Origin of the sequence: Solibacillus sp. FSL R5-0691, assembly GCF_037974225.1 — a bacterium.
Lineage (GTDB): Bacteria > Bacillota > Bacilli > Bacillales_A > Planococcaceae > Solibacillus.
This window is the reverse complement of record NZ_CP150231.1, coordinates 2,508,178-2,533,740: the sequence shown is the minus strand read 5'-3', so window position 1 is coordinate 2,533,740 and position 25,563 is coordinate 2,508,178. Positions and strand designations below refer to the sequence as shown.

Here is a 25,563-nt window from a genome sequence, read left to right as displayed (position 1 = left end):
TGTTTTTATTCCCCTGATGGTTCTGGTTCGACCGGATCGACGTCAACTTCAATCTCATCCAGGTCTTCAATTACTTCCCCAGGTACAACATTTTCCTCATCTTCCGTTTCCGGTGGAGCTGGTGGTGCAGTTTCAACCACTTCTCCGACTTCATTCGAATAGCCTGATTCTAATCCTGTAATATCGACTGCTACAACGATGTAGCGAACACCTGGTGAAACTGATACCCGATAACCTTCATAAGATTTTAATGAACGTACAAGCGATCTACCCTGATCGGTAACACTATATACGCGGTAGCCAACAACATCATTGGATGCAGAGGCTGTCCATGATAGTGAACCGTTTGCTAATGTCGCATAAACAGGTTGCGGTGGTGCACTGTCCGCAGAGAATGGAGCACCGGTTACAACTCCATTACCAGAACTGAACGACAGCAATTTTGAAGCGTCTCCACCCAGTCTGCCTAACATCCGGTCAACGAATGCCTGATTCAATCCGAAACCGCTCATTTGGACAAACTCAGTAGGTGTATTCGGTAATGCAGCATACGTGTTGCCGTTAATCACAACCGATGTAGAAGACACAAAGCTGTCATCAGGCTGTGTTGGTAAAAATACATTTTTATTAAATAGATCGGAAGTGACTAAACCGGCATTGGCACATGAAGTTGAAGGTGCCAGGCCTGAAATACCACAAAATGATCGCGTCACAACGCCTTCAGGTTTTTTGAATGCTTCTTTCGTACCGACTAATTCCGGGTTGATATCATATAGCGTATTCAAGTAATTTGCCCATAGACGGTTTACACGTTGACTTGGGTGCTGGTAACGGTTATTAAATGCATAAAGGGTACGCAGTTTTTCGTAACCCATCCAGACACCTACCGAGATATTCGGATTATATCCCACGAACCAAACATCGTTATGGTCCTGTGTTGTACCGGTTTTGCCAGCAAAGTCAGACGAGAATTTCAGCTGGCTCTTTGCCAATGTACCAGTTCCGCCCTGCTTCAACACATCACGCAGCATATCTGTCATGATATACGCTGTTTCAGGTGCAAATACTTTCACAGGCTCTACTTCATGTTCATAAACAATATTGCCGTCCAGATCTTCAATGCGTTCAATCATGTAAGCATCGATAAATTGACCATTATTGGCAAATGTAGCATAAGCGTTAGTATTTTCTTCAACAGAAGCACCAATCGTCAAACTGCCCAGAACGGTCGAACTGTTTTCGTAATCAACAGGCAGTAATTTAGAGAAGCCCATCTTTTCCAGGAAAGTAGCAGGGCGACGATCTAAAATGGAATCATATAAACGTGCTACAGCCAAGTTTTGCGATGACGCAACAGCCTGACGTGCAGGAATTATACCTAATTCCTGGTTCGGGTTATAGTTCACAGGATCCCAACCAGTAACCGGATGTTTAAATTTCACGTCGACAACAGGGCTTCCTGCTCCGATGACACCATATTCGATTGCCGGTGCATAGGCAAGTAATGGCTTCATTGTTGAACCATTTGAACGGAATGCGTTTGTTGCATGGTTCACTTGTGTAATAGTGTGGTCGCGTCCGCCAACGAAACTTAAAATGCGGCCGGTGCTATTTTCAATAACGATACTTCCTGTTTGTACAGGAACATCCACTTCTATTTCTTCTCCTGTTTCAGGATCCTTTTCTTTCTTTTTGTATGTTTGACCGTATAAAGTGAACTCTTCCGTCACTTTTTTCATGGCATCATACATATCTTTATTGATCGTAGAGTAAATACGGTAACCACCGGAACGTATTGTACGGTCGGCCATTATAGTATATTTCTCATTTAAGTTTTCTTCTTCTTTTAAACGATCCGGATCAATACCGTCTTTTTCAGCAAGTATTTTTGCAAAAATTTCTTTTGAACGGAGCTCAAGCTCTGCTGTTAACCAAGGATATTTTTCTTCGGGACGAATTTCATATCCTTTGAAGTCTTGTGTAACATCGTACTTAATCGCTTCGTCATATTCTTTCTTCGTAATATAACCAGCTTCCTGCATACGATAAAGAACCGTCTTCATACGGTCAATACCTGGCTGCATCCCATCCGCACTTTTTTTCTCACCTTTATTTGTAAAAGGTGTGTACTTGAACGGTGCCTGAGGGATACCGGCAATATAGGCCGCTTGCGGTAAATTTAATTTAGATGCAGATACACCGAAAATACCTTGCGCTGCCGTCTCAATACCGGCAATATTACGTCCCGAAGAGTTTCGGCCATACGGGATAATATTTAAATACGCTTCAAGTATTTCTTCTTTTGTCATAAAATGTTCCAGACGATACGCAAGTAAAATTTCCTTTGCTTTACGTTCATATGAAACTTCATTCGTTAATATTTGGTTTTTGATTAATTGCTGTGTAAGTGTAGATCCACCTGTCTGTGTAGATGAGTTGGATACATCTTGCAGTAAACCGCGGATTACAGCTTTCGGTACAATACCTGTATGCTCGCGGAAATATTCATCCTCTGTTGCAAGAACAGCATTTATTAAGGATGGGGATATATTGGCAAGCGATGTTTCACGACGGTCCAAATCTGTTCGGATCTTTCCTATGTAAATATCGTTCGCAAAATAAAGTTCACTTGTTTCTTCATAACTGAAAATTTGCTCGCGCATTTCATCTTTTGATCGCAAAGGTTCATCCTTTGTTAATGATGCGAAGTAACCTGCGCCTACAGCTCCGACAAACAATAGTGTCGCGGCTGTAAAAATAATCGCCAGCAATATTAAATTCCAGAATACACCGCTTCCGATCCGGACATAGCGCATTCGTTCTGAAGAAGCAAGGATTTCGATTTTTTTATTCAATTTTTCGAGCCATTCTCTCACATCATCGACCTCCTAAAATCTTGTTTATTATAGCATATTTGAGATATAAACGAATATAAATATTGACATCAACTATTTTCTAGGTAGAATAGAAAATATAAATTTCAGGCAACGAAGAGTTTGCAGTAATAAATGTGTTCCCTGCATAGAGAGCTAGCGGTTGGTGAAAGCTAGACATAGCGCATTTATGAATTACGTACTTGGAGCCTGAACGGATCGTCACGTTATAGACGCTTAAAGTGGAAGAAAGACTGAAATTTCTTCAAGCCGGGTGGTACCGCGTTAAATAATAATTTGACGTCCCTGCATGCATTTGCGTGTAGGGACGTTTTTCGTTTCCTTACAAGTAAATGACGCATCATGTAAAAGGAGAGAAAACAAATGACAAATGAATTACTGCAAGACTTGGAATGGCGCGGACTGTTATACCAGCAAACAGACGCGGAAGGTATGGAAAAGCTATTAAATGAGGAAAAGGTTTCCCTATACGTAGGTGTTGACCCGACAGCAGACTCGATGCATATCGGACATATTGTGCCATTGCTTACATTACGCCGCTTCCAAAAAGCAGGCCATACACCGATTTTATTAGTTGGCGGAGCTACAGGAACTGTAGGAGATCCATCTGGCCGTTCAGAAGAGCGTCAGTTACAGACAATGGATCAGATCGAAAAAAATGTGCAAGGTCTAAAAAAGCAAATGGAGCGCTTATTCGACTTTTCATCGGATGCGGCAAACAGTGCTGTACTTGTAAACAACAATGACTGGGTTGGTCCGATGTCATTAATCGATTTCCTTCGTGATTACGGGAAACTGATCAATGTTAACTACATTTTAAATAAAGATACAGTTGCATCACGACTCGACTCAGGTATTTCATTCACTGAATTTGCCTACACATTAATCCAAGGTATCGACTTCAACCACTTGTATGATCATCACAATGTTCGAATTCAAGTAGGCGGTTCGGATCAGTGGGGCAACATTACAACTGGCCTGGAAATGATTCGTAAAACACATGATGAAAATGCGAAGGCGTTCGGTATTACAATTCCGCTTGTAACAAAAGCGGATGGTACGAAATTCGGTAAAACAGCGGGTGGCGCTGTATGGCTAGACGCTGCAAAAACATCTCCATACGAGTTCTACCAGTTCTGGATCAATACAGCGGATGCCGATGTCGTGAAATACCTGAAAATCTTCACATTCCTGACACGTGAAGAGATTGAAGGTCTTGCAGTAAGTGTGGAAGAAGAGCCGCATTTACGTAAAGCTCAAAAAGCGCTGGCTGAAGAAATGACACGTCTGATTCATGGTGAAGCAGGTCTGGAAGCAGCAGAGCGTATTACAAAAGCATTATTCTCTGGTGATTTAAAAGCATTATCAGTAGAAGAAATGAAAGTAGCCTTCTCTGGTGTTCCTTCTGTAGAAGTGGCAAAAGAGGATAAAAATATCGTGGAATTAATTGTAGAAGCAGGGATTTCTTCATCCAAACGCCAAGCACGTGAAGATGTAACTAACGGTGCAATTAGTGTGAACGGTGAAAAAATTACGGATCTTGACTATGTAATCGATTCGAAAGACCGTTTGGAAGATGCTTTTGCCATTATCCGTCGCGGTAAGAAAAAATACCATATGGTTAAATTTGCTTAATTAAAATAAAACGTCTTGGAAGGCAGCAGTTTTCCAAGACGTTTTTTTAAAAGGAGTTTCCTGTTTCATAAAGAAGGTATAGGATAGGGGTGATAATATTGGGAAATAAATCGTATTTATGGAAAATTGTCGTTTCCATTTTTGTCTTACTGACTGTCAGCTTTTTTACTTTCATATTATTATTTATGGTAGCGTTTAGCGGTAACATTCACTTTATACCGTTCATCATTTCCGCTGCGGTCATTATATACATTGGTTATGTGCTTGTGCTTTTTGATGTATTTTATAAAAATAGAAAACGTATAAAAATCTTTTGGACGATTGCCGGAATCATTTTAGTCGTCTGTTTGATACAACCTGTTTATAAATGGTTCGATAATAGGGTGCCGACTGTTGATGCAGAAGTGAATATTTACCAATATGAGCCATTTACAGATGAAAATAAATTAGTTCAATTGGAGAATGAGCCTACTTTAAAGCTAGAGGAACCTTTACCGAAGATGGATGGCGCAACCGCATTGTATCCATTGTATGCCGCCATTACAGAGCATGTATATCCAGAAAAAGAATACAATCCCTACAAAAGTGAAGTTATGGTCAACCAGACGCATGAAGCCTATACAAATCTGATTTTCGGAAAGACAGACATGATTTTTGCAGCGGGTCCTTCCGATGCGCAAATTAACCAGGCTGAACAACAGGGGATTAAACTTCATCTGACACCAATCGGAAAAGAAGCATTTGTCTTTTTCGTCAACAGTAAAAATAAAGTCAATCGTTTATCGCTCGATCAAATTAAGGGAATCTATGCTGGAGAAATTACAAACTGGTCAGAAGTTGGGGGAAAAGATGATTCAATCAGGGCATTCCAAAGACCCCAGGACAGCGGATCGCAGACAGCCCTTCAACGGCTTATGGGAGATACTCGATTGATGGAAGCACCAACGGAAGATATAGCGACAGGAATGGGCGGAATTATCAATGAAGTGTCCCGATACAAAAATTATAAAAATGCAATCGGCTATACTTTCCGCTACTATTCAAATGAGATGGTTAAAAATAAAGAAATTAAACTTTTGGAAATCGATGGAGTTGCACCGACAAGAGAAACGATTCGCAACAATACGTATCCGATAGCATCCGAATTTTATATTGTGACAGCAGGCGAGCCAACAGGAAATGTTAAGGAACTGATTGATTGGGTGCTTTCGGAAGAAGGGCAGGCATTAGTCGAAAAGGCTGGCTATGTATCTCTTAAATCTGGCGAATAGTAAAAGATTGGTATGCTACTAAAGGAGCAATAATTTTGTATCACCTTAAAAGTATCAGTATAATAGAATGTATACATATTTTTAGGGGGATATTATTTTGAGTGAGCAATTAACGGGCACAGTCGATGATCGACATGCCATATTAAGCATTGCTGTTAAACCCCGAGATACTATTCGTTATGTGTTAACAACTAAAAAGTTATCTTATTTCATTTTCGTTGGTATTATCGGAGTATTTGCTAGCAATTTAACCGGCTTTATCGGTGAAGAATTTACAGGACAATTTACATTGGGGGATATCGTCTATTCAACATTTCTAGTTAGTCTAATACTGTACTTTCTTTCTACCGTCTTATCGGCAGGTGTATTGACACTATCAGCAAAAGCGTTCGGTGGTGTAGGGAAATTTAAAGAAATGTTCCGCATGATTAGTATGACAATGATTCCTTATATTTGGATATTGCCGGTACTGCTTTTCTGGATGCAGTTCGCACCACAGTCATTTTTCTCGATTTCTTATATGGAAACATCATTAGGTGATTTGATCCTGCAATTTGTTTGCGGAACACTGATTATTATTAGTAGTATTTGGACATATGTCATTACCGTGATTGGAATTTCAGAAGTCCACCACATTTCGAAATTGAAAGCATTTTTTGCTTCATTTATAGTAATTGCTGTATTAGGAGCAATGTACTTTTTGTTTTACTAAAATACATTTTTAATAATATTATGTGTTTAAAATATAGTTAAAAGATGCTGCCGCTAAATTAGCGTACAGCATCTTTTTTGTTGCTAGCAGGCTGTATATCGTCTAAGTATAAAGGAAAAAGCTGAATAAATTGTCACGGAACGTAAAATTAAAAGGGTCACTGGGGGAAGTGACCCTAATGGCGTGAAAAACAGTAATAAGTAGTTGGAATTATTTCTGGCTAGCTAAAGAATTTTTGTGATCGATGCTATTAGTAAGCGAAAGTAGCGCCTACAATAATTAAAAGAATGAATAGAACAACGATCAGAACGAAAGTTGAGCTGTTACCACCGCTGTTACCGCCACCACAGCCGTAACCACCGTAGCTTGGTTGTTGTTGATACCCTTCATATCCGTAACCCATTAAATTCACCCCCTTTCCTCGTTATCCTATTCAACGAAGCAAGGTTGACCGGGGCGATTGAACAAATTTCAAAAAATTATTTAATGCAAAAAAAACCACCAGGCACCTGATGAACAGGGCTTGATGGTTTGATTCGAATATATCTGAAGCTCGAAAGATTAACGAGAGTAGAACTCTACGATGAACTGTTCGTTGATTTCAGAAGATAATTCAGAGCGCTCTGGTAAACGTACGAAAGTACCTACTTTAGAGTCTGCATCGAATGATAAATATTCTGGTACGAAGCTGTTTACTTCGATTGATTCAGCAACAACTGAAAGGTTAGCTGATTTCTCACGTAAAGAGATCGTTTGACCTGGTTTTACTGAGTAAGATGGGATGTCAACGCGGTTACCATCAACTAAGATGTGACCGTGGTTAACTAATTGACGTGCTGCACGACGAGTGCGAGCTAAACCTAAACGGTAAACTAAGTTGTCAAGGCGAGTTTCAAGTAAGATCATGAAGTTTTCACCGTGTACACCTTGTAATTTACCAGCACGTAGGTAAGTGTTTTTGAATTGACGTTCAGTCATACCGTACATATGACGTAATTTTTGCTTTTCAGTTAATTGTAGACCGTACTCTGATTTTTTACCACGAGAGTTCGGGCCGTGTTGACCTGGTGCGTAAGGGCGTTTTGCGATTTCTTTACCTGTGCCGCTTAATGAAATACCAAGACGACGAGATAGTTTCCAAGATGGACCTGTATAACGAGACATAATTGTGTCTCCTCCTTAAAATTGGTTTTTGTTGTAAAAGAAAAAACCAGTTGTACCCGACATTAAACGGTATTCTATTTTCATGTATCTTCGCCCATGCAGCCGAAAGGGTTACACAATACACCATTCTGTCTAAACAGAAGGAATAAAATACTACATTTAAGTTATACAACTACTGCATTCATTTTACACAAAGGCTATTGTATCTTTTTTTTATCTATTCGTCAACAAGGGTGTATTACTTTTTGAATATATTAAGAGGGAATGAAAAATAAAAATAAATGATCATTTGTATGGGTATTTAAGCATAAAACTGGGTAGTAGATAAGAACGGTAAAATGCTTGAATGTTCGAAAAACAATGCAAATGGAGGTGTTTATTAGAAAAATATAACAAAATTAAATAGTCAATAAGGCATAAAATGTGTATACTTGTGGTTAAGTGAAAAGAACCGACATTGCAATAGTAAAAGAAAAGGTGATTTAATGGTGGAAAATCAACAAAAGATTGATCAATTTAAATCGGATATTTTAAGCCTTTGTATGAAGACGAAATTACAACGAAGTAAATTTTATGATTACTTTTTCTTATTAGAAGAAAGCCTAATAAAACACTTTAATATGGAACATTGTTTTTTATTTCATGTAAGCGAAAATAAATTGAAACCGATCGACAACTTAGAACTGCTGAATGTTGATGTAACATTAGATTTAATACAACCCTATTTTAACGGTAATAAAGTTGTGAAGTTACCCGGGTTTTTAAGAGAGCAGCCGTATTTTGCAAACCATACGGATGTAATGCCACTTATAATAAACGATAAAATAGAAGCTATTATTATATTTAAATATAATCAAGTAAACGCACCTATTGAAAAAGTGCTGACAGAAGATATTGTAAGTGCGATATCGGGTTCCTATTCATTTTTAACTTCAAAATATGAAGTTTATTCGAATGAACAAAAGTACCGTAAATTGTACGGTATGACCGATCTTTTCCATTCGACGATGGATATTGATGTAATTTTGGAAAATGTGCTTGTTACAATTGAAGAGAATTTTCCTGGTCTGGAAGTTGAACTGATTTTATCGAATGACCAAGACCGTCAAACGAGAGTGAAAATAAAACCTTTCGACTATTTGTCGGAGCGGCCAGCAACCATCGAGTCTTTCGTATCGGGAGAATTGAATGAGGATATAGCTGTTGAACAAAACCGCCGATTATTGAATGTTCCTATAAAAGGGAGACAAGCCATATACGGAATTTTACAGGTGAAAGCGCCTATCAATTACCCATTTGCAAGTTCAGAAAAAGAATTTATCCGCATGCTTGCCCAAGCTTCAGGAAATGCTTTGGAAAACGCAAAACTCTATCATCAATCACATCGTCTCATAACGGATTTGCAGTTGATCAATGAAACTTCCCATCGTTTAAATATGAAATTGACAATCAGTGAAATGCTATTATTTTTACAAAAGCAAATGATGAAATCGTTTCAGCCGATGGAGTTAGGATTCCTTTTTAAAGAAGATGACAAGTATATTTTGACTGAAGCTTGTACAGACCTTTTCAATCATATAGCGTGTAATGTATATATCCAGCATGTGGAAAAACATTTTCAATCGACACAAGACCCATTATTTATTGCTGATTTCAGCCGTCTTATTTCAGGGGACATTGAGTATAAATCGATCATGGCCATTCCAATGATTGTAGAAGAAGATATTATCGGGTTTAGCATTGTATTGCATAAAGAACCCTATTTCTTCTCCTTTGATAGCTTCAAATTAATGCAATCACTTATTCATCATTCCTCGTTAGCAATTTCCAATTCTGTATTGCGTGAACAGCTTCAGGAAATGGTGGATCGAGACCATTTAACAAAGCTTTACGCTAGAAGTTACTCCGATGCATACGTGGAAAAGGCAATTCAAAAGGACGATTCAGGGATGTTCCTGTTAATTGATATTGATAACTTTAAAAAAGTTAATGACACATACGGCCATCAAGTTGGAGATGATGTAATCGTACAAATAGCTAAGCGACTCCAAAGTGAAATAGGAAAAAGAGGCATATGCTCACGCTGGGGTGGTGAAGAACTCGCTATCTATATTCCGAATATTTCAGAAAGAGAGGCAATTGAAATTTCTGATGGGATTGTACAGATGGTGCCAAACGTAACAAATCCTTCAGTTACGGTTTCTGCGGGTATGATTACGTGGCATAAGAGCAGCCGTCCGGATTTTAAAAATATGTTTTTGCAAGCTGATATTGCACTTTACCATGCAAAACGAAACGGAAAAAACCGACTATGTGTATATGAAAAACCAATGGAACTACAATGTTAAAGGGAGTACCCGGAATTATTTTTCGGGCACTCCCTTTTTAGCAATTAAATATGCTTTAACAGTATATTCACGAATTTTTCCAAACCATCTTTATCTTCGGTAGTAAAACGTGCTTCAATCGGGCTATCAATATCTAAAACGCCTAAAACGACTCCATTTTTAATTAAAGGAATAACGATTTCCGATTTGGATGCAGCGTCACAAGCAATATGACCTGGGAAAGCGTGTACATCGTCTACAACCATTGTCTGTTCTTTTGCAACGGTTGTGCCGCAAACACCGCGACCTACAGGAATTCGAACACAAGCAGGCAAGCCCTGGAATGGTCCGAGTACCAATTCGCCTTCATCCATTAAATAAAATCCAACCCAGTTAATTTCCTTTAAAAAAGTATTTAATAAAGCGGAAGCGTTACTTAAGTTAGCGATTAAGTTTTTTTCCCCTTCCAGCAATGCATCTAGCTGTTTAGAAAGCAGTTCGTACTGTTCTGTCAAAGTCCCGTTATAAGTAATATTTCCAAACATAGAAATCCTCCAATTAAAAAGTTATTTTGTCTTGCAATAAATCATAATGCTGATGTAAATCAGCTGCCGTATGGGCATCCGAGCCGAAAATAACCGGGATTTGTAAATCAATTGCCTGTTTCACAAATGGATAGGGCGGGTATGGCTCCTTACAATACGGTTTACTCAGACCGGCACTATTAAAATCCAGCTCATAATGACCGGTTTGCATCATCTTCAATAATTCACTGATGTCCGCTGCATCATCGATCTGTTCGTCATGGGCATGCTGGAATTTATGGATTAAAGTAGGATGTCCTATACGCTTTGGTTTATATAAGCCTAAATCTGCTTTGATCGACTTTTTCACCGTTTCGTAGTAAAGCTTATACATAGGAAGAATGCCGCCAACCTTATTGGCAAATTGTAAATATACTTCCTGTGAAAAGTCAATACATACATACTCGTCTTGAAAGTTTAAAAAGTGTACGGACAATATGGCGTCATCCATCAATGGACCGACTTCATTCAGAAATTGTTTTGTTTCATGTTCATAGCCGACAATATAGTCTACTTCTAAGCCAATATTGATTTTAATTTCAGATTGATACTGTTCTTTAGCGCGCTTCAGTAGTTTAAAGTAATCCATCAAATAAGCGGGATTCATGCCGCTATCCTTGTCAGGCGTTGGATCGACAAAGTTTTCAGGTAAGGGGGCATGCTCTGTAAAAGTAATCTCTTTAAAGCCGCTTGCTATCGCTTTTTCGACATATTTTTCGATCGAATCTGTAGAACCATGGGGACAAAAAGGTGTATGTATATGACCGTCTCGTTTCAATTGAATGACCTTCCTTCAAAATTATGGTATTTAAAAGTAAAAAAAGCTGGAAATAGTTAAACAAATATAAAAAAACATGTTATTATAAATAATACGTATATAGCTAAAATATTGATTTTATTTGGGATTAGGGGGCTTACAATGATAAAGTATATCATCATTGTTGTCGTCGTACTATTAGCATTATTAATGGCAGGCTTAGTAGTAAGACGCAAGCATAATGCAGAAATAGGACGATTAGATAAGGAAAAACTACAAATACAACATTACCCGATTTTTGAGGAGCTCGCAAAAGTAAAAGCCCTTAATATGAACGGTCAAACAGAAGAGCTGTTTGAAAACTGGCGTAATCGCTGGTTGGATGTTGTCGATAAGCAAATTCCGAAAATTGACGAATTGTTGTTTGATGCGGAAGAATTTGTCGACCGATTTAAATTTAAAAAAGCATCACATACAGAACGTGATATCGAACAGGAGCTTGCTAAATGTGAGCAAGTACGTGTACAGATTATTACTGAACTGGATGAATTGATTGGCAGTGAAGAGAAAAACCGCATTGAAATCGAGCAGCTGAAAGAATATTACCGCTCTGCACGCAAGACAATTTTGGCGCACCAGCATTCATTTGGACCTGCGTTGGAAGCGTTGGAAAAGAAGCTGGAGCAATTTACGCCGAAGTTTGAAGAGTTTGATGAGTTAACGAAAGACGGCAACTATTTGCAGGCACGTGAAATTGTCCTACAGCTGAACAGTGAAGCACAAGAAATTTTTAGTTTATTAAATGATGTGCCGACACTGCTTACAGAAATTCAAACTAAAATCCCAACTGCAATTCATGAACTTCGTAATGGACAGCGTGAAATGGAAGAACAAAGGTATTATTTACGCCATTTAGAACTGACTGAATATTTGAATGGACTTGAAAACGAACTGGAAATGTTAAAAGCGGCAATTGCTGAATTGAACTTGCCGGCAGTTTCACCACGCATTCAAACAATTAATGATGAAATTGATCACTTCTATAACTTGCTGGAAAAAGAAGTTATGGCAAGAAAATATGTTGAACGCAACTGTTCTGGTATGTACAGTGTGATCAATGATGTAATGCGCCTCACTAAGGACATTAATGATGAAGTCGCTTATGTACAGCATAGCTACCGTTTACAGGATAAAGAAGCGGAAATTCCAAAAGCGGGCTTAAAGCATTTGGAAGTATTACAAAGACGCTATGAACTGTTATCAACACGCGTTCAAGAAGAAAAGTCAGCTTACTCGAGCTTACAGGAAGAGCTAAAAGAAATTACGGATGAAATCGAGCAAATTGCTGAAGAGCAGGAAAAATTCTCGAACAAACTGAAAAATCTCCGTATCGATGAAAATAAAGCAAGAGCTGAATTGGAAACTTTAAAGCGATTATTGCAAGATACAGAGCGCCTGCTAGGACGTGCCAATATTCCGGGGATTCCGGAAGAAATGGATGCTAGATTAGAAGAGGCAGCAGAACAGATTTTTGTAGTTGTTCAAAGCCTACAGGAAGTACCGTTGAATATTATCCAAGTGAACCAGCATTTACTTAATGCAAAGCAGTCGATTGAGGAAACACATGAAAAAGCACAGGAAATGATTGAAAATGTATTAATTATTGAGCGTCTTATTCAGTTCGGTAACCGCTACCGTGCTACAAATCGACAAGTACATGAATATTTGCTTGAAGCTGAAGATGCATTCAAGAAATTCCGCTACATAAAAGCACTGGAAGATGCAGCAAAAGCGGTTGAAATTATCGACCCTAATGCAATTAAGCGCATTGAGGAGCTCGTTCAGGAGCAGCTGCTTACAAAATAATAAGCATAACGGTTACATGTTGATCCATTTAGCGTTATAATAAATAAGCACATTTATGAGGTTGTGTTAATCGTCAAATTGACGATTAACACAACCTCTCTCTTTGGTAAGTGATGAATAAAAGCAGGAAACTGTAATGGTAATAAGATTACGGGAAATTAGTTTTAAAAAGAAGGTTGAGTATAGATGATATATTTAGATAATAGTGCGACAACAAAGCCGCACAAAGATGTCTTGGCTACATTTATGTTAGTGAATGAACAGTATTATGCCAACCCTGCATCGATTCACCGTGCAGGTGTCGAGTCAAATGCCTTACTTACAAAAGCTCGGGAGCAATTGGCGAATATTCTTCATACAGAGGAAAAGAATATTTTGTTCACTTCCGGAGGGACGGAATCGAATAATGCAGCACTTTTTGGTTTAGCCAAATCGAGCAATTTTAGAGGCAAGCATATTATTACGACAGAAATAGAACATCCTTCGATTCTGGAAGCAGTCAAGCGATTGGAAGAAGAAGGCTACGAAATTGATTACCTAAAAGTGAATAAATATGGAGTTATTTCTTTAGAGGAATTACAGCAAAAGCTTCGCAAAGATACTATTATTGTGAGCATTATGCATGTCAACAACGAAATCGGAGCTGTGCAGCCGATTAAGGAAGCTGCACAAATTATTCACCGTACATGCCAGGCGATGTTCCATGTTGATGCGATTCAAAGTTTCGGTAAGCTGCCGGTCTTTTTTGATGGAGACAACGGTCCGGATGTCATTTCCATTTCAGGCCATAAAATTCAGGGTTTAAAAGGAAGTGGCTTGTTAGCATTCCGTAAAAAACCACAGCTTAAGGCATTTATCGTTGGTGGTGGACAAGAGTTTGGATTAAGAAGTGGTACGGTTGCTGTACCTCAAGCTGTATCATTGGCAAAAGCCGCCCGTTTAGCTGTTGAAGGCATGGCGGGGAATGTTGAAAACTTTAAAAAGTGGTCTGCAGATCTTCATCGTTTCTTTGAGCAATTTGGTCAGGAAGTATATGTCCTGTCGCCGAAAGACGGTGCACCGCATATTTTATCGTTCAGTGTAAGAGGACTAAAAGGTGAAATTTTAATAAATGCATTACAAAAACGTGATATTATCGTTTCAACATCAAGTGCCTGCTCGTCAAAACAGACGAAAACAAGCCATGTTGTGGAAGCACTTAATATCGATAGCCGCTATAAAAACGGTGTCCTCCGTTTAAGCCTAGGCGCCATCAATACAGACGAAGATATTGCCTCATTTAAAAAGCAATTCACAATCGTAATGAAAGAATTAAAAGGAGATATTACGCAATGATTTTTAAAGAAATTTTAGTTCGCTATGGTGAACTTTCAACAAAAGGTCGTAACAAAAAAGATTTTATCAGCCGTTTACGTGATAATGTACGTTATTCATTTAACGATATTGCACCACTGAAAATTCGTGCAGAGCGTGACCGTATGTTTATTGAAGTTGAAAATAAAGAAAAATTTGATGTACTGATGGATCGTTTACCACATGTTTTCGGTATTCAATCAATCAGCCCTGTTGCATCTTGTGAAAAAGATCTGGATGTGATGAAAGCTTTAGCCTTTGAAATTTTAGAAGACTATCGTGATAAAGGCGATTTAACATTTAAAGTTGAAGTACATCGTACAGATAAAACTTTCCCGTTGGATACGCATGAATTACAGCGTGAAATGGGTGCGACGATATTGCCGAATTTCCCGAACTTTAAAGTACAGGTGAAAAAACCGGATTTTGCACTACGCATTGAAGTTCGCGAAGATGCGATCTATATGATGGCTCAAGTGATTCAAGGTGCTGGAGGTATGCCGATTGGTTCAAACGGACGTTCATTGCTGATGCTTTCAGGTGGTATCGACAGCCCAGTTGCAGGTTACTTAATGATGAAACGCGGCGTGCGACTGGATGCGATTCATTTCTTCAGTCCTCCGTATACGAGCGATAATGCATTACAAAAAGTAAAAGAACTTGCAAATGAATTAACAAAATTCGGTGCAAATATTCGTCTGCATGTCATTCCGTTCACGGAACTGCAAGTGGCAGTAAAAGACGCAGTGCCAGACAACATGTCAATGACATCAACACGCCGAATGATGATGAAAGTAGCCGATAAAGTGCGTGAAGATATCGGCGCATTAGGTATTGTAACAGGCGAAAGCTTGGGACAAGTCGCTTCACAAACATTAGAAAGTTTAACGGCAATTAATGACGTGACAAATACACCGATTTTACGTCCGCTAATCTCTGCAGACAAAAACGATATCATTAAAATTGCAAAAGATATTGGCACATACGAAACATCAATCCAGCCATTTGAAGATTGCTGTACGATTTTCACACCATCTAGTCCGAAAACAAAACCGAAACTAGAAAAGGTTCAACGTTTTGAAAGCTTTACGGAATTCGATGATTTAATTGATCGTGCCGTTAAAAACCGTGAAGTATATCAGTTCCCTCAAAAGGAAGTAAAAGAAGATAAATTCGCTGATTTACTATAATTTTTAGATACTGAAAATGATTTCCTAATCGAGCTATAATTTACCTGTGTTTTTTATGTATTAATCTCTCCTCCCGGCACATTCTAATGTCACAAGGAGGTGAGAGACAGATGGCAAACAACAACAGCTCAAACAAATTACGTGTACCTGGTGCACAACAAGCTTTAGACCAAATGAAATATGAAATTGCACAAGAATTTGGCGTACAATTAGGTCCTGACGCATCATCTCGTGCAAACGGTTCTGTAGGTGGCGAAATTACGAAACGCCTAGTACAGATGGCTGAGCAGCAATTACGCGGCGGCAACCAAAACCAATAATACGTTTTAAAAAAGAACGCTACTTTTAAGTAGCGTTTCTTTTTATTTTGTTTATAAATAATTTTTGTTATGCAACAAAAAGTGGCGGAATATTTTGATATTAATGAAAAGGATTATTATACTTAATATGTAAGGCTCATTTTTTTCAAACAAAGGGGAGAATATGAAAATGAATGAAAACCAATTAATTGCACCGGAAATTTATAATATTGTAAATGAATTCGAAAAGCATGAAAATAAAAGCTCAAAAACAGCATTAGTGTTTCAGGAAGAAAACGGACATCAAGAGCGGTATACATACGAAGAGTTACTACAAAGGGCAAATCAGGCCGCAAATGCATTTTATGCACAAGGATTAAAAAAAGGTGATGTTATTTTAATTATGCTGCCGCGCTGTTTAGAAGCATATGTTTCTTATATTGGAGCATTAAAAGCAGGACTAGTCATCATCCCGAGTTCCGAGCTTTTGCGGGCTAAAGATATCGATTATCGTCTAAATCATTCAGAGGCGAAGGCAATTATCGTAATGGAGCAGTTCGTAAATGAGTTTGAACATGTGGAAAATTTAGCGAATGTCGAATGCTTTATCGTCGGAAATGAAAAAGAAGGTTGGACTTCTTTGACGGCGCTTGCAGATCAGCAGTCAACCGAGTTCGATTCTGTTGAGACAACAGCAAATGATTTGGCGTTTTTAGCCTATACGTCAGGGACAACAGGCAATCCAAAAGCCGTAATGCACTCACATGGGTGGGGTTATGCCCATTTACGTACAACGGCAGCTGAGTGGCTTGGTGTACGCGATGGCGATACAGTATGGGCAACAGCGGCACCAGGATGGCAAAAATGGATCTGGAGTCCGTTTCTTGCTGTGTTAGGCAGTGGCGCAACAGGATTTGTATACAAAGGAAAATTTGATCCAACACAGTTTTTACATTTAATCGAGCAACAGCAAATCAATGTACTATGCTGTACACCAACGGAATATCGAATGATGGCGAAATTAGATCAGTTGAACTCATTTAATTTATCTTCATTGCGTAGCGCTGTATCTGCTGGGGAGCCATTAAACCGTGAAGTGATTGAAACATTTGAACGTGAGCACCATTTAACTGTCCGTGATGGCTATGGTCAAACAGAAAATACATTGTTGATCGGGACATTATTAAATATGGAATTACGCCCTGGTTCAATGGGAAAACCGACTCCGGGAAATATCATCGATTTAATCAATGAAGACGGTGACCTTGTACCACCTGGTGAAGTCGGTGATATTGCAGTGCACAGATCGACTCCTGCATTATTTAAAGGATATTATAAAGATCCTGAGCGTACATCAATTCAGTATCGTGGAGATTGGTATGTAACAGGCGACCGGGCAATAAAAGATCAAGACGGCTATTTCTGGTTTGAGGGACGTAATGATGACATTATTATTTCATCAGGTTATACAATCGGACCGTTTGAAGTAGAAGATGCGTTAACAAAACACCCAGCTGTCCAGGAATGTGCTGTTGTTGCAAGCCCCGACGAAATTCGGGGAAATGTTGTAAAAGCATTTGTCGTTCTAAAGGATGGTACATTAAAGGATAGCCCGACAATTGTTGAAGATCTGCAAAATCATGTCAAACAACTGACGGCACCATACAAATATCCGCGAATTATCGAGTTTTTAGACGAATTGCCTAAAACAATTTCAGGGAAAATCCGTCGAGTTGAATTGCGTGTAAAGTAAGGGAAATAACATTGCTCGACAATTATTTCCCGGGTAATTAAAAAAGGTGGCGAAATTTGCCGCCTTTTTTTACTTTATAATGCAAGTATTCATATAACAGTTAACGTTTGGTGGTTGGCTGTTCAAATGGTAGTATGTCAAAATCACTGCAGGAAATGGTTTTTGATGAAACTTTTTGTAAAATAGTTTCGTACATATATTGAGGAGGCGTGAAAATGAATACAAAACGAGTAGTGGCACTCATTATTGCTGCCGTATTATTATTTTTCTCTATCGGAATCAATACGATTATTTCGATTTTTAAGACCGATTTCTTTACTAGTTTCGATAACTTGATGGGTACAGAATCGCTCACATACGAAAATGTCGTGGAGACAGGAGATTTAACGAGTCGAATTGCACATTTAACGGTAGATGGTGTAATTCAGGATGTAGGGGAACCGAGTATTTGGGAAACGGTCGATTACAATCATCAGTTATTTATGGAGCAACTGGATGCTGTACTGGAAGACGATACAGTTAAAGGCGTTATATTATCTGTAAACACTCCAGGTGGCGGTGTCATTGAATCAGAAGAAATTTACCAAAAGTTATTGAAAATTAAAGAAGAAAAGCAAATTCCGATTTACGTATCAATGGGATCAATGGCTGCTTCGGGCGGTTATTATATTTCAGCACCAGCAGATAAAATCTTTGCTCAACGTGAGACAATTACCGGTTCAATCGGTGTTATTATGCAATCGATTAACTACGGGAAATTAGCCGAGAATTTCGGGGTCGAGTTTGAAACAATCAAATCAGGCGAACATAAAGACATGTTTGGCGGAGTAAGACCTTCTACTAAAGAGGAGCTTGCGATGCTGCAGGAAATGATCGATGAATCATATGAACATTTCGTTGATATTATAGAAGCCGGACGTAATATGTCTGAAGCGCAAGTGAAGAAAGTAGCGGATGGGCGTGTACTGGGCGGTACGCAGGCATTACGTGCAGGTCTTGTTGATGAAATTGGAAATGAGGAAGCGACGATTAATGCATTACGCACAGATTATGGATTGGAAGATGCAGCGCTGTTTGAATATACAAAGGATACATCAAGCTGGGGTTCATTATTAGGTGTGAAACTGGGTTCTATGCTGCGACCATCTGCTGAGTCTGAAGTATTGTCCAAAATTATATCGACGACAAATTCACCTCGTATGATGTATTTATATGGTGACTACTAATAGGAGGGATTACGATGACTGACATAATCGAAGTAGTGGATGAAGCATCTGTCGTAAAGCCGCCTTCTATAAAACAAAAAACAGCCGGCTTCTGGATGCGTTTCTGGGCATTTCTGTTGGATTCAATTGTTGTTAGTGCGATTATCGGTGTCTCGATTAGACCGATATTTGCATTGATGAATTGGAGTGTTGCCAGCGATGTATGGTATGCACCGATGACAATTATTTCGGGATTTATTTTCTATGCTTATTTTGTGCTCATGACAAAATTTTTCAAGCAAACGTTAGGGAAAATGACGTTTGGAATCAAAGTTGAAAAAGACGATGGGGAAGCACTGGATTGGATGACGGTACTATTTCGTGAGGGGGTCGGCCGGTTTATTAACGGTACATTATTATATTTACCGTATTTAATTGTCGCCTTTTCACCAAATAATAAGAGCATTGCCGATTATTTTGCCGATACGGTCGTTGTTCATGAAAATATTTATACAAAAGATGTTTAAAAATGAAAAGAACGGGAAATAAATTACTATCGACACCTTCTAAGCAAGAGAAGAGCTGTTTTGTAAGATACGTCTTATAAAACAGCTCTTTTCTTTTTGTTTACTTTATTTAAATGAATATAAGCTCAGTTAGTTGCAATTGCTAAATCTTTTTTAGTAATATTAGGGAATATAAAGGAGGCGTTTAGTATGGCACAAGTAACATTTAAAAACAGTCCAATCACATTAATCGGTAATGAGGTAAAAGTGGGTGATCAAGCACCTGACTTTACAGTAGTTGCAAATGATTTATCAGAAGTAACTTTAAAAGATTCTGAAGGTAAAATTCGCTTATTCTCGGTTGTTCCTTCATTGGAAACAGGTGTTTGTGATAAGCAAACTCGTACATTTAATGAAGCAGCGGCAAGCTTAGGCGACAATGTTGTAATTTACACAGTGTCAATGGATTTACCATTTGCTCAAAAACGTTGGTGTGGAGCTGCGGGTATCGATAATGTTGTAACAGTATCAGACCACCGCGATGCATCATTCGGTGAAGCATATGGCGTACATATGAAAGAATTACGCCTTTTAGCACGTTCAATTTTCGTTGTTGATGAAACAGGTAAAGTTGCTTATGTGGAATATGTTCCAGAAGGTACAGACCACCCGAATTATGATGCTGCCATCGAAGCAGTAAAAGCTCTTGCAAAATAATTTCGTTTTCAGTGATTTTGTTGTAAAGTAATTACATGTATAATTAACACCCACTCAATGATCATTGAGTGGGTTGTTCATTTAGTGGATATGTCGTATTCAGGCGAGAAATCCAAATGAATGGAATGAGGGAGTCAGTTTAATGGAAAAGTTTGAACAAATTTTTAAATATATTAATGACAACGCAGAAAAAGTTGCTGCCGAGCAAGAGCAGGATTATTTGGAAGCGTTACTGCAAACATTGGAAGATACGTTGGATGGGAAATTTGAATGGCAAGTTGTAGGTGCAACGAAGGAAGATATGCGTAAAGCAATCCAAATTGCCATTTTAAAAGGAATGCGTAAAAGTGCACAGCCGAACCACCAAATGACACCAGATACATTGGGGCTCATCGTAAGCCATTTTGTAGAGCAATGCTTCGAAGAGGAATTAAAGGACCGGACGATTTCTCTTGTGGATCCGGCACTCGGTACAGGGAATTTACTTTTTACAGTCATGAATGCGCTCGAAGGGAAAGTAGTCGCTTCAGGAGTGGAAGTCGATGATTTGCTAATTCGACTGGCAGCAGCGACAGGAGACCTGATCGAACAACCTGTTACACTTTTCCGTCAAGATGCTTTGGAAAAACTATTGGTCGATCCGGTTGATGCGGTAGTTTGTGATTTGCCTGTAGGATATTATCCGAATGAAGAAGTGGCACTTGACTACGAATTATGCGCGGCAGAGGGAATGAGCTACGCACACCATCTGTTTATCGAGCAATCTTTAAATTATACAAAAGAAGGCGGATTTGGATTTTTCCTGATTCCTGCAAATTTATTCGAATCAGAACAGGCCAAACAGCTTCATCAGTATATTAAAGGGCACGCGTGGATTCAGGCGGTCATCCAATTACCGGAAAACCTGTTCTCGTCAAAAGCGCATGAGAAAAGTATTTTGATTTTACAAAAGCAAAGCGAGCAGTTAAAAGCTCCACGTGAGGTTTTATTGGCAAAAGTACCGAATATGTCAAACCGTGATGCGCTGGCGATGTTCTTTGAAAAAGTACGCATGTGGAAAGAAAGCAATGATCAGAAGCGATAAAGTTTAGAGGCGGAAGTACTGCCTCTTCCACTATATATGCAATGCATGATAAATGATAAATGATAAATGCCATCGACTCAATTTGAGAAGATGGCATTTTGTATGTTCTTTATTTAAATCACTCTGGAGTACGGATAACTAATACGTCGCATGTAGCTGAACGTACGATTGCTTCTGATACAGAACCGATCAGGAAACGTTCTACAGCGTTTAAACCAGTTGCGCCACAGATGATTAAATCTGCTTCTACAACATTAGAAAGTTCTTTTGTAATGATATTTTTAGGAGAGCCATATTCAATAATCAGGTTAACGTTTTCAACGCCTTCTTCTTCAGCTTGCTTTTTATAGCCGTTTAATAATTCTTCTGCATGTTGTTGAGCTCGCTCAGCAATTGAACGGTCGTACGCTTCTATCGCTGCGAAAGAACGTGTGTCGATAACGTTTACTAGGTTGATTGTTGCACCTTCATTGCGTTTTGCAACATCGATTGATTTACGGAATGCATATTCTGCTTCTTTCGAGCCGTCTACTGCTACTACAATGCTTTTATAATGGTTTGCCATTTTACATACCTCCTAATTATCTATAACTATATTATACCAAATAATTTTTCAAAGGACATAATTCCTGCGCTGAAATATAGGTGGAAAACAATAACTTCCATGAAATAGTCACAAATTTGTATAGAGGAAATAATAGTTTTTACTATTATAAAATATTTTTCTACGCAAAATAATTGTACAATCTCTACAGTCCCAAGATATTATTGCCCCTTCACTTTTCTGAATAGAATTTACATTCAAAATCCTCTACTAATTTGCTGGTAAAATTGGTAAAATGGATTTGATTTATGTTAAGCATATTTCTAAGTGATTGTTAAAGGGAGGAATTATGGTGAAAATTGGGGTACCGAAAGAAATAAAGAACAACGAAAATCGAGTTGCGATGACACCGGCAGGGGTGTTGTCTTTAATCGCAAATGGCCATGAAGTATACATTGAAACAGGTGCAGGATTAGGTTCTGCATTTACGGATCAGGACTATATTGAAGCTGGTGCCCAAATTGTACAAACAGCAGCTGAAGCATGGGCAGGAGAAATGGTTTTAAAAGTAAAAGAACCTGTGCAAAGTGAATACAAGTATTTCCGTGAAGGATTAATATTATTTACGTATTTACATTTAGCACCGGAGCCTGAACTGACTAAAGCTTTACTTGAAAACCGCGTAATCGGTATCGCCTATGAAACTGTGCAATTACCAAACGGTTCTTTACCATTATTAACACCGATGAGTGAAGTGGCAGGGAAGATGTCAACACAAATCGGCGCACATTATTTAGAAAAACTGCCGGGCGGAAAAGGTATCTTGCTTGGTGGAGTATCAGGTGTTCCACGCAGTAAAGTAACGGTAATCGGCGGCGGTATTGCGGGGACAAATGCAGCCAAAGTAGCAGTCGGCATGGGAGCGGATGTTACGATCATCGATTTGAACCCTGAAAGATTACGTCAGCTTGATGATTTATTCGGACGTGATGTTCAAACATTGATTTCAAATCCGTATAATATTGCGGATGCTGTTCGTTCTGCTGATTTAGTAATTGGTTCGGTACTTATTCCAGGAGCGAAGGCACCTAAATTAGTGACGGAAGAAATGATTCAATCAATGTCACCTGGATCTGTTGTTGTTGATATTGCGATTGACCAAGGCGGCTGTTTTGAAACATCAGAAAAAGTAACAACACATGACAATCCTACTTTTGTTAAACATGGTGTTGTACACTATACTGTTGCAAATATGCCAGGTGCGGTTCCACGTACATCAACGATCGCATTAACAAACAATACGGTTCCTTATGCATTACAGATTGCCAATAAAGGCTTTTTACGTGCATGTCTGGACAATCTTGCATTAAAGCGCGGTGTTAATACATTGGACGGTAAAGTTGTATACCGTGCAGTAGCAGACGCACAAGGGCTTGAATTTGCGGAAGTAGAAGATGTATTAGGTGCACTGACAGGATTAAATTAATCAATAGTTAACAGCAAAAGAGGCATGAACATAAGTAGAATTATTGTTAAATAAGAGGAATGCTTTTATTAAGAAATGGATATATTGCAAAATTGATTGGAATGGAGGGCGACTCCTGCGGGAATAGCGTGACGCCTGAGACTACAGGCTCAGGCCACGCCCGCGGAAAGCGTCCCGGAATGGAAATCAATTTTAACGCTCAGCAAAAAAAAGCGCTATTTTTCTCTGAGAAAAATAGCGCTTTTTGGGTTATATCCCGGCCTTTTATTTTATTTTACCGAGATTAATTCTGTTGTAATAGTACCTTCAAAGTCGGTAATACGGATAATACCGTAATCTTTTGCCAGGTACAATTTCATGCCGTTTGGATATTTTAATACAACTACATTTTGGAATGTACCTGCTTTTGTTTTAACTGTTGCACTTGTGCTTTCAACATACACTTGTGTTGTTTCCGTAGTACCATCATATAAATAATCCGTATCGGTAATAGTTGTCTTTTCTTTCATTGGATAGCTTAATGAAAAGAAAAATAGATCTGAGTAGGCAACACCTAAGGCAAGCTGCTGCTCATCTTCAATATACGTATATCCGATATAGTCATCTTCCAATAATTCTACCGAGTTTTCAATCGATTCATTTTTTGAAGCGGTATATGTTTTAGGACCGGCATCCTCAAATGATGGTTTATACGTATAAGTGCGGTTTACTTTTGGCATAAAACCAGTATTCGAGACAGGGTTTTTTTCTTTTACTGCTTTATTCGGTGATGCACTTTTTAAAATGACTTCATTATTTACCTTGCTTGTTTGACTTGCTTCGGCTTCCGTATTCCATTCAATTTGACTTATTGGCAATAGTGTAAGCACAATTATAAGTAACGTAGTAATTGACCATCTTTTCATAATGCACCACTTCCTTTCGGTTATTTTTGAGTAATTAATGGTCTATTCCTCATTTTTGCTATTAGAAAACAAGTTAAAAATTGTAAAGTGAGTAATTTGTTGAGTTGTCTATAAAAATTAAAAAGCGAGCAACCCTAATAAAAGGGACTGCTCGCTTAGTTTATGCAAATTTAATAGTATCTATACAATCAAATAAACTAATATATTATAAAATTACAAGTTCTTTCGTGAATGATGTAAGTACTTCAACACCATCTTTTGTAACGACTACATCGTCTTCGATACGAACGCCAGCAGCATCCGTTTTATAAACACCAGGTTCGATTGTAAATACTGCTCCTTCATTTAGAACAAATTCGTTGGCACCGTTGATCGATGGGAATTCATGAACAGAAATACCAAGACCGTGACCTAAACGGTGTGTGAAGTATTGGCCGTAACCTGCATCTGTAATGACATCACGCGCAATTTTATCCAAGTCCATTGCACGGACACCAGGTTTAACTGCTTCAATCGCAGCCTCGTTTGCACGGCGGACAGCATTATAAATTTCAATTTGCTCGTCATTTGGCTGACCGAATGCAACTGTTCGCGTAATATCTGAACAATACCCTTCGTAAATAACGCCTAGGTCGAACAGGATTAAGTCACCTTTTTTTATTTTTCGGTTTCCTGGTGTCCCATGAGGAGAAGCGGCTTTTTCTCCAGCTAAAACCATCGTATCGAAGCTCATCGCATAGCCTTTTGCTTTAATGGCTGATTCGATTGTATTCAATACTTCCATTTCTGTTACGCCTTCTGCAATGGCATCACAGCCAACTTGAATTGCGTAGTCCGCTAATTCTGCAGCTTTACGTAATTTTTCAAGTTCCGCTTCATCTTTTGAAATACGAAGCGCGTTAATTTTTTCATCGATTCCAGCAAATTTTAAATGCTCATAACGTTCCTGAATTGCTTCTAAACGCTCAACCGTTAAATGAGATTTCTCAATCGCCAATGTGTCGAATGAAACATTGCGAGCAGCTACATTTTTTGCAACAACATCCCAGGCATTTTCAGTATCTTCATGTCCGACAACATCGAAAGTCCATCCTGCAGCTACTGCATCAGGCATTTCCATCTTCGGGCAAATTAAAAACGGTTCTGCATCCTTGAATACCATCACGCCAAGTAAACGCTCATGTGGCTCACTTCTAAAACCGGAAAAGTAAAAGACATTGTCAGGTGTTGTAATAAAAGCAGCATCCCAACCATTTTCATTTAGATGATTTTGTAATTGTTTTAATTTCGACATTGTATAAACTCCTTTGT

22 protein-coding genes and 1 other annotated feature are annotated in these 25,563 nt (G+C 38.6%); of the genes, 14 read left to right on the top strand and 8 right to left on the bottom strand.

Annotation, left to right across the window (positions count from 1 at the left end):
- Positions 1-5: 5 nt before the first annotated feature.
- On the bottom strand, positions 6-2,876 hold the full coding sequence (locus MKY51_RS12665) for a transglycosylase domain-containing protein (protein WP_339172625.1): 2,871 nt from the start codon (positions 2,874-2,876) through the stop codon (positions 6-8).
- Between the two features lie 102 nt (positions 2,877-2,978).
- Positions 2,979-3,184, top strand: a binding site (T-box leader).
- Positions 3,185-3,257: 73 nt separating this feature from the next.
- Here MKY51_RS12665 and tyrS point away from each other — a divergent pair.
- The 3 genes from tyrS to MKY51_RS12650 all read left to right on the top strand — a co-directional run bounded on the left by tyrS (position 3,258) and on the right by MKY51_RS12650 (position 6,512).
- Positions 3,258-4,529, top strand: coding sequence for a tyrosine--tRNA ligase (tyrS, locus tag MKY51_RS12660; protein ID WP_339172622.1), 1,272 nt, complete (start codon positions 3,258-3,260; stop codon positions 4,527-4,529).
- A 98-nt stretch (positions 4,530-4,627) separates the two neighbouring features.
- Positions 4,628-5,800 (top strand): substrate-binding domain-containing protein, encoded by a 1,173-nt coding sequence (locus MKY51_RS12655; protein ID WP_339172621.1) that lies wholly within the window; start codon positions 4,628-4,630, stop codon positions 5,798-5,800.
- A gap of 97 nt (positions 5,801-5,897) precedes the next feature.
- Positions 5,898-6,512, top strand: coding sequence for a YIP1 family protein (locus MKY51_RS12650; protein WP_339172620.1), 615 nt, complete (start codon positions 5,898-5,900; stop codon positions 6,510-6,512).
- Between the two features lie 250 nt (positions 6,513-6,762).
- On the opposite strand, the gene MKY51_RS12645 is transcribed toward MKY51_RS12650, so the two are convergent.
- Both MKY51_RS12645 and rpsD read right to left on the bottom strand, forming a co-directional pair.
- Entirely contained in the window at positions 6,763-6,915 is a 153-nt protein-coding gene (locus MKY51_RS12645; protein ID WP_339172618.1) for a YjcZ family sporulation protein, read from the bottom strand.
- 158 nt (positions 6,916-7,073) lie between these two features.
- A complete protein-coding gene (gene rpsD / locus MKY51_RS12640; protein ID WP_008407801.1) occupies positions 7,074-7,676 on the bottom strand; it encodes a 30S ribosomal protein S4 in 603 nt (200 codons plus the stop codon).
- A 485-nt stretch (positions 7,677-8,161) separates the two neighbouring features.
- Here rpsD and MKY51_RS12635 point away from each other — a divergent pair, with 485 nt between their 5' ends.
- Complete coding sequence (locus MKY51_RS12635) at positions 8,162-10,024, top strand: diguanylate cyclase (protein WP_339172615.1); 1,863 nt, start codon at positions 8,162-8,164, stop codon at positions 10,022-10,024.
- A gap of 44 nt (positions 10,025-10,068) precedes the next feature.
- Here MKY51_RS12635 and MKY51_RS12630 read toward each other — a convergent pair whose 3' ends face one another.
- Both MKY51_RS12630 and hisJ read right to left on the bottom strand, forming a co-directional pair.
- The gene (locus MKY51_RS12630; RefSeq protein WP_339172613.1) at positions 10,069-10,548 is read right to left on the bottom strand and encodes a GAF domain-containing protein; all 480 of its coding nucleotides are present in this window, start codon (positions 10,546-10,548) and stop codon (positions 10,069-10,071) included.
- Between the two features lie 13 nt (positions 10,549-10,561).
- On the bottom strand, positions 10,562-11,365 hold the full coding sequence (gene hisJ, locus MKY51_RS12625; RefSeq protein ID WP_339172610.1) for a histidinol-phosphatase HisJ: 804 nt from the start codon (positions 11,363-11,365) through the stop codon (positions 10,562-10,564).
- Positions 11,366-11,506: 141 nt separating this feature from the next.
- Between hisJ and ezrA the strand changes: the two genes are divergently transcribed.
- The 9 genes from ezrA (at position 11,507) to MKY51_RS12580 (ending at position 21,317) form a co-directional block, all read left to right on the top strand.
- Positions 11,507-13,210, top strand: a complete 1,704-nt coding sequence (gene ezrA, locus MKY51_RS12620; protein WP_339172608.1) for a septation ring formation regulator EzrA — start codon at positions 11,507-11,509, stop codon at positions 13,208-13,210.
- A gap of 186 nt (positions 13,211-13,396) precedes the next feature.
- A complete protein-coding gene (locus MKY51_RS12615; protein WP_339172606.1) occupies positions 13,397-14,545 on the top strand; it encodes a cysteine desulfurase family protein in 1,149 nt (382 codons plus the stop codon).
- On the top strand, positions 14,542-15,753 hold the full coding sequence (gene thiI, locus MKY51_RS12610; RefSeq protein ID WP_339172604.1) for a tRNA uracil 4-sulfurtransferase ThiI: 1,212 nt from the start codon (positions 14,542-14,544) through the stop codon (positions 15,751-15,753). Before MKY51_RS12615 ends, thiI begins: the two co-directional genes overlap by 4 nt.
- Positions 15,754-15,863: 110 nt before the next feature.
- Positions 15,864-16,073 carry an alpha/beta-type small acid-soluble spore protein gene (locus MKY51_RS12605; RefSeq protein ID WP_339172602.1) on the top strand — a complete coding sequence of 70 codons (210 nt, stop codon included), beginning with the start codon at positions 15,864-15,866 and terminating at the stop codon, positions 16,071-16,073.
- Between the two features lie 169 nt (positions 16,074-16,242).
- Complete coding sequence (locus MKY51_RS12600; protein ID WP_339172601.1) at positions 16,243-17,805, top strand: acyl--CoA ligase; 1,563 nt, start codon at positions 16,243-16,245, stop codon at positions 17,803-17,805.
- Between the two features lie 215 nt (positions 17,806-18,020).
- Positions 18,021-19,031 (top strand): signal peptide peptidase SppA, encoded by a 1,011-nt coding sequence (gene sppA, locus MKY51_RS12595; protein WP_339172600.1) that lies wholly within the window; start codon positions 18,021-18,023, stop codon positions 19,029-19,031.
- Between the two features lie 14 nt (positions 19,032-19,045).
- Complete coding sequence (locus MKY51_RS12590; RefSeq protein ID WP_339172598.1) at positions 19,046-19,537, top strand: RDD family protein; 492 nt, start codon at positions 19,046-19,048, stop codon at positions 19,535-19,537.
- A gap of 189 nt (positions 19,538-19,726) precedes the next feature.
- Complete coding sequence (tpx, locus tag MKY51_RS12585) at positions 19,727-20,233, top strand: thiol peroxidase (protein WP_339172596.1); 507 nt, start codon at positions 19,727-19,729, stop codon at positions 20,231-20,233.
- A gap of 142 nt (positions 20,234-20,375) precedes the next feature.
- The gene (locus tag MKY51_RS12580) at positions 20,376-21,317 is read left to right on the top strand and encodes a class I SAM-dependent methyltransferase (protein ID WP_339172594.1); all 942 of its coding nucleotides are present in this window, start codon (positions 20,376-20,378) and stop codon (positions 21,315-21,317) included.
- Positions 21,318-21,435: 118 nt separating this feature from the next.
- Here the strand turns inward: MKY51_RS12580 and MKY51_RS12575 are convergent, their stop codons facing one another.
- A complete protein-coding gene (locus MKY51_RS12575; RefSeq protein ID WP_339172592.1) occupies positions 21,436-21,882 on the bottom strand; it encodes a universal stress protein in 447 nt (148 codons plus the stop codon).
- A gap of 331 nt (positions 21,883-22,213) precedes the next feature.
- Here MKY51_RS12575 and ald point away from each other — a divergent pair, with 331 nt between their 5' ends.
- Positions 22,214-23,347, top strand: coding sequence for an alanine dehydrogenase (gene ald / locus MKY51_RS12570; RefSeq protein WP_339172589.1), 1,134 nt, complete (start codon positions 22,214-22,216; stop codon positions 23,345-23,347).
- 269 nt (positions 23,348-23,616) lie between these two features.
- On the opposite strand, the gene MKY51_RS12565 is transcribed toward ald, so the two are convergent.
- Together MKY51_RS12565 and MKY51_RS12560 are read right to left on the bottom strand one after the other, a co-directional pair.
- Entirely contained in the window at positions 23,617-24,252 is a 636-nt protein-coding gene (locus MKY51_RS12565; RefSeq protein ID WP_339172585.1) for a 5,10-methylene tetrahydromethanopterin reductase, read from the bottom strand.
- Between the two features lie 205 nt (positions 24,253-24,457).
- Positions 24,458-25,546, bottom strand: coding sequence for a Xaa-Pro peptidase family protein (locus MKY51_RS12560; protein ID WP_339172582.1), 1,089 nt, complete (start codon positions 25,544-25,546; stop codon positions 24,458-24,460).
- Between the last annotated feature and the right edge of the window lie 17 nt (positions 25,547-25,563).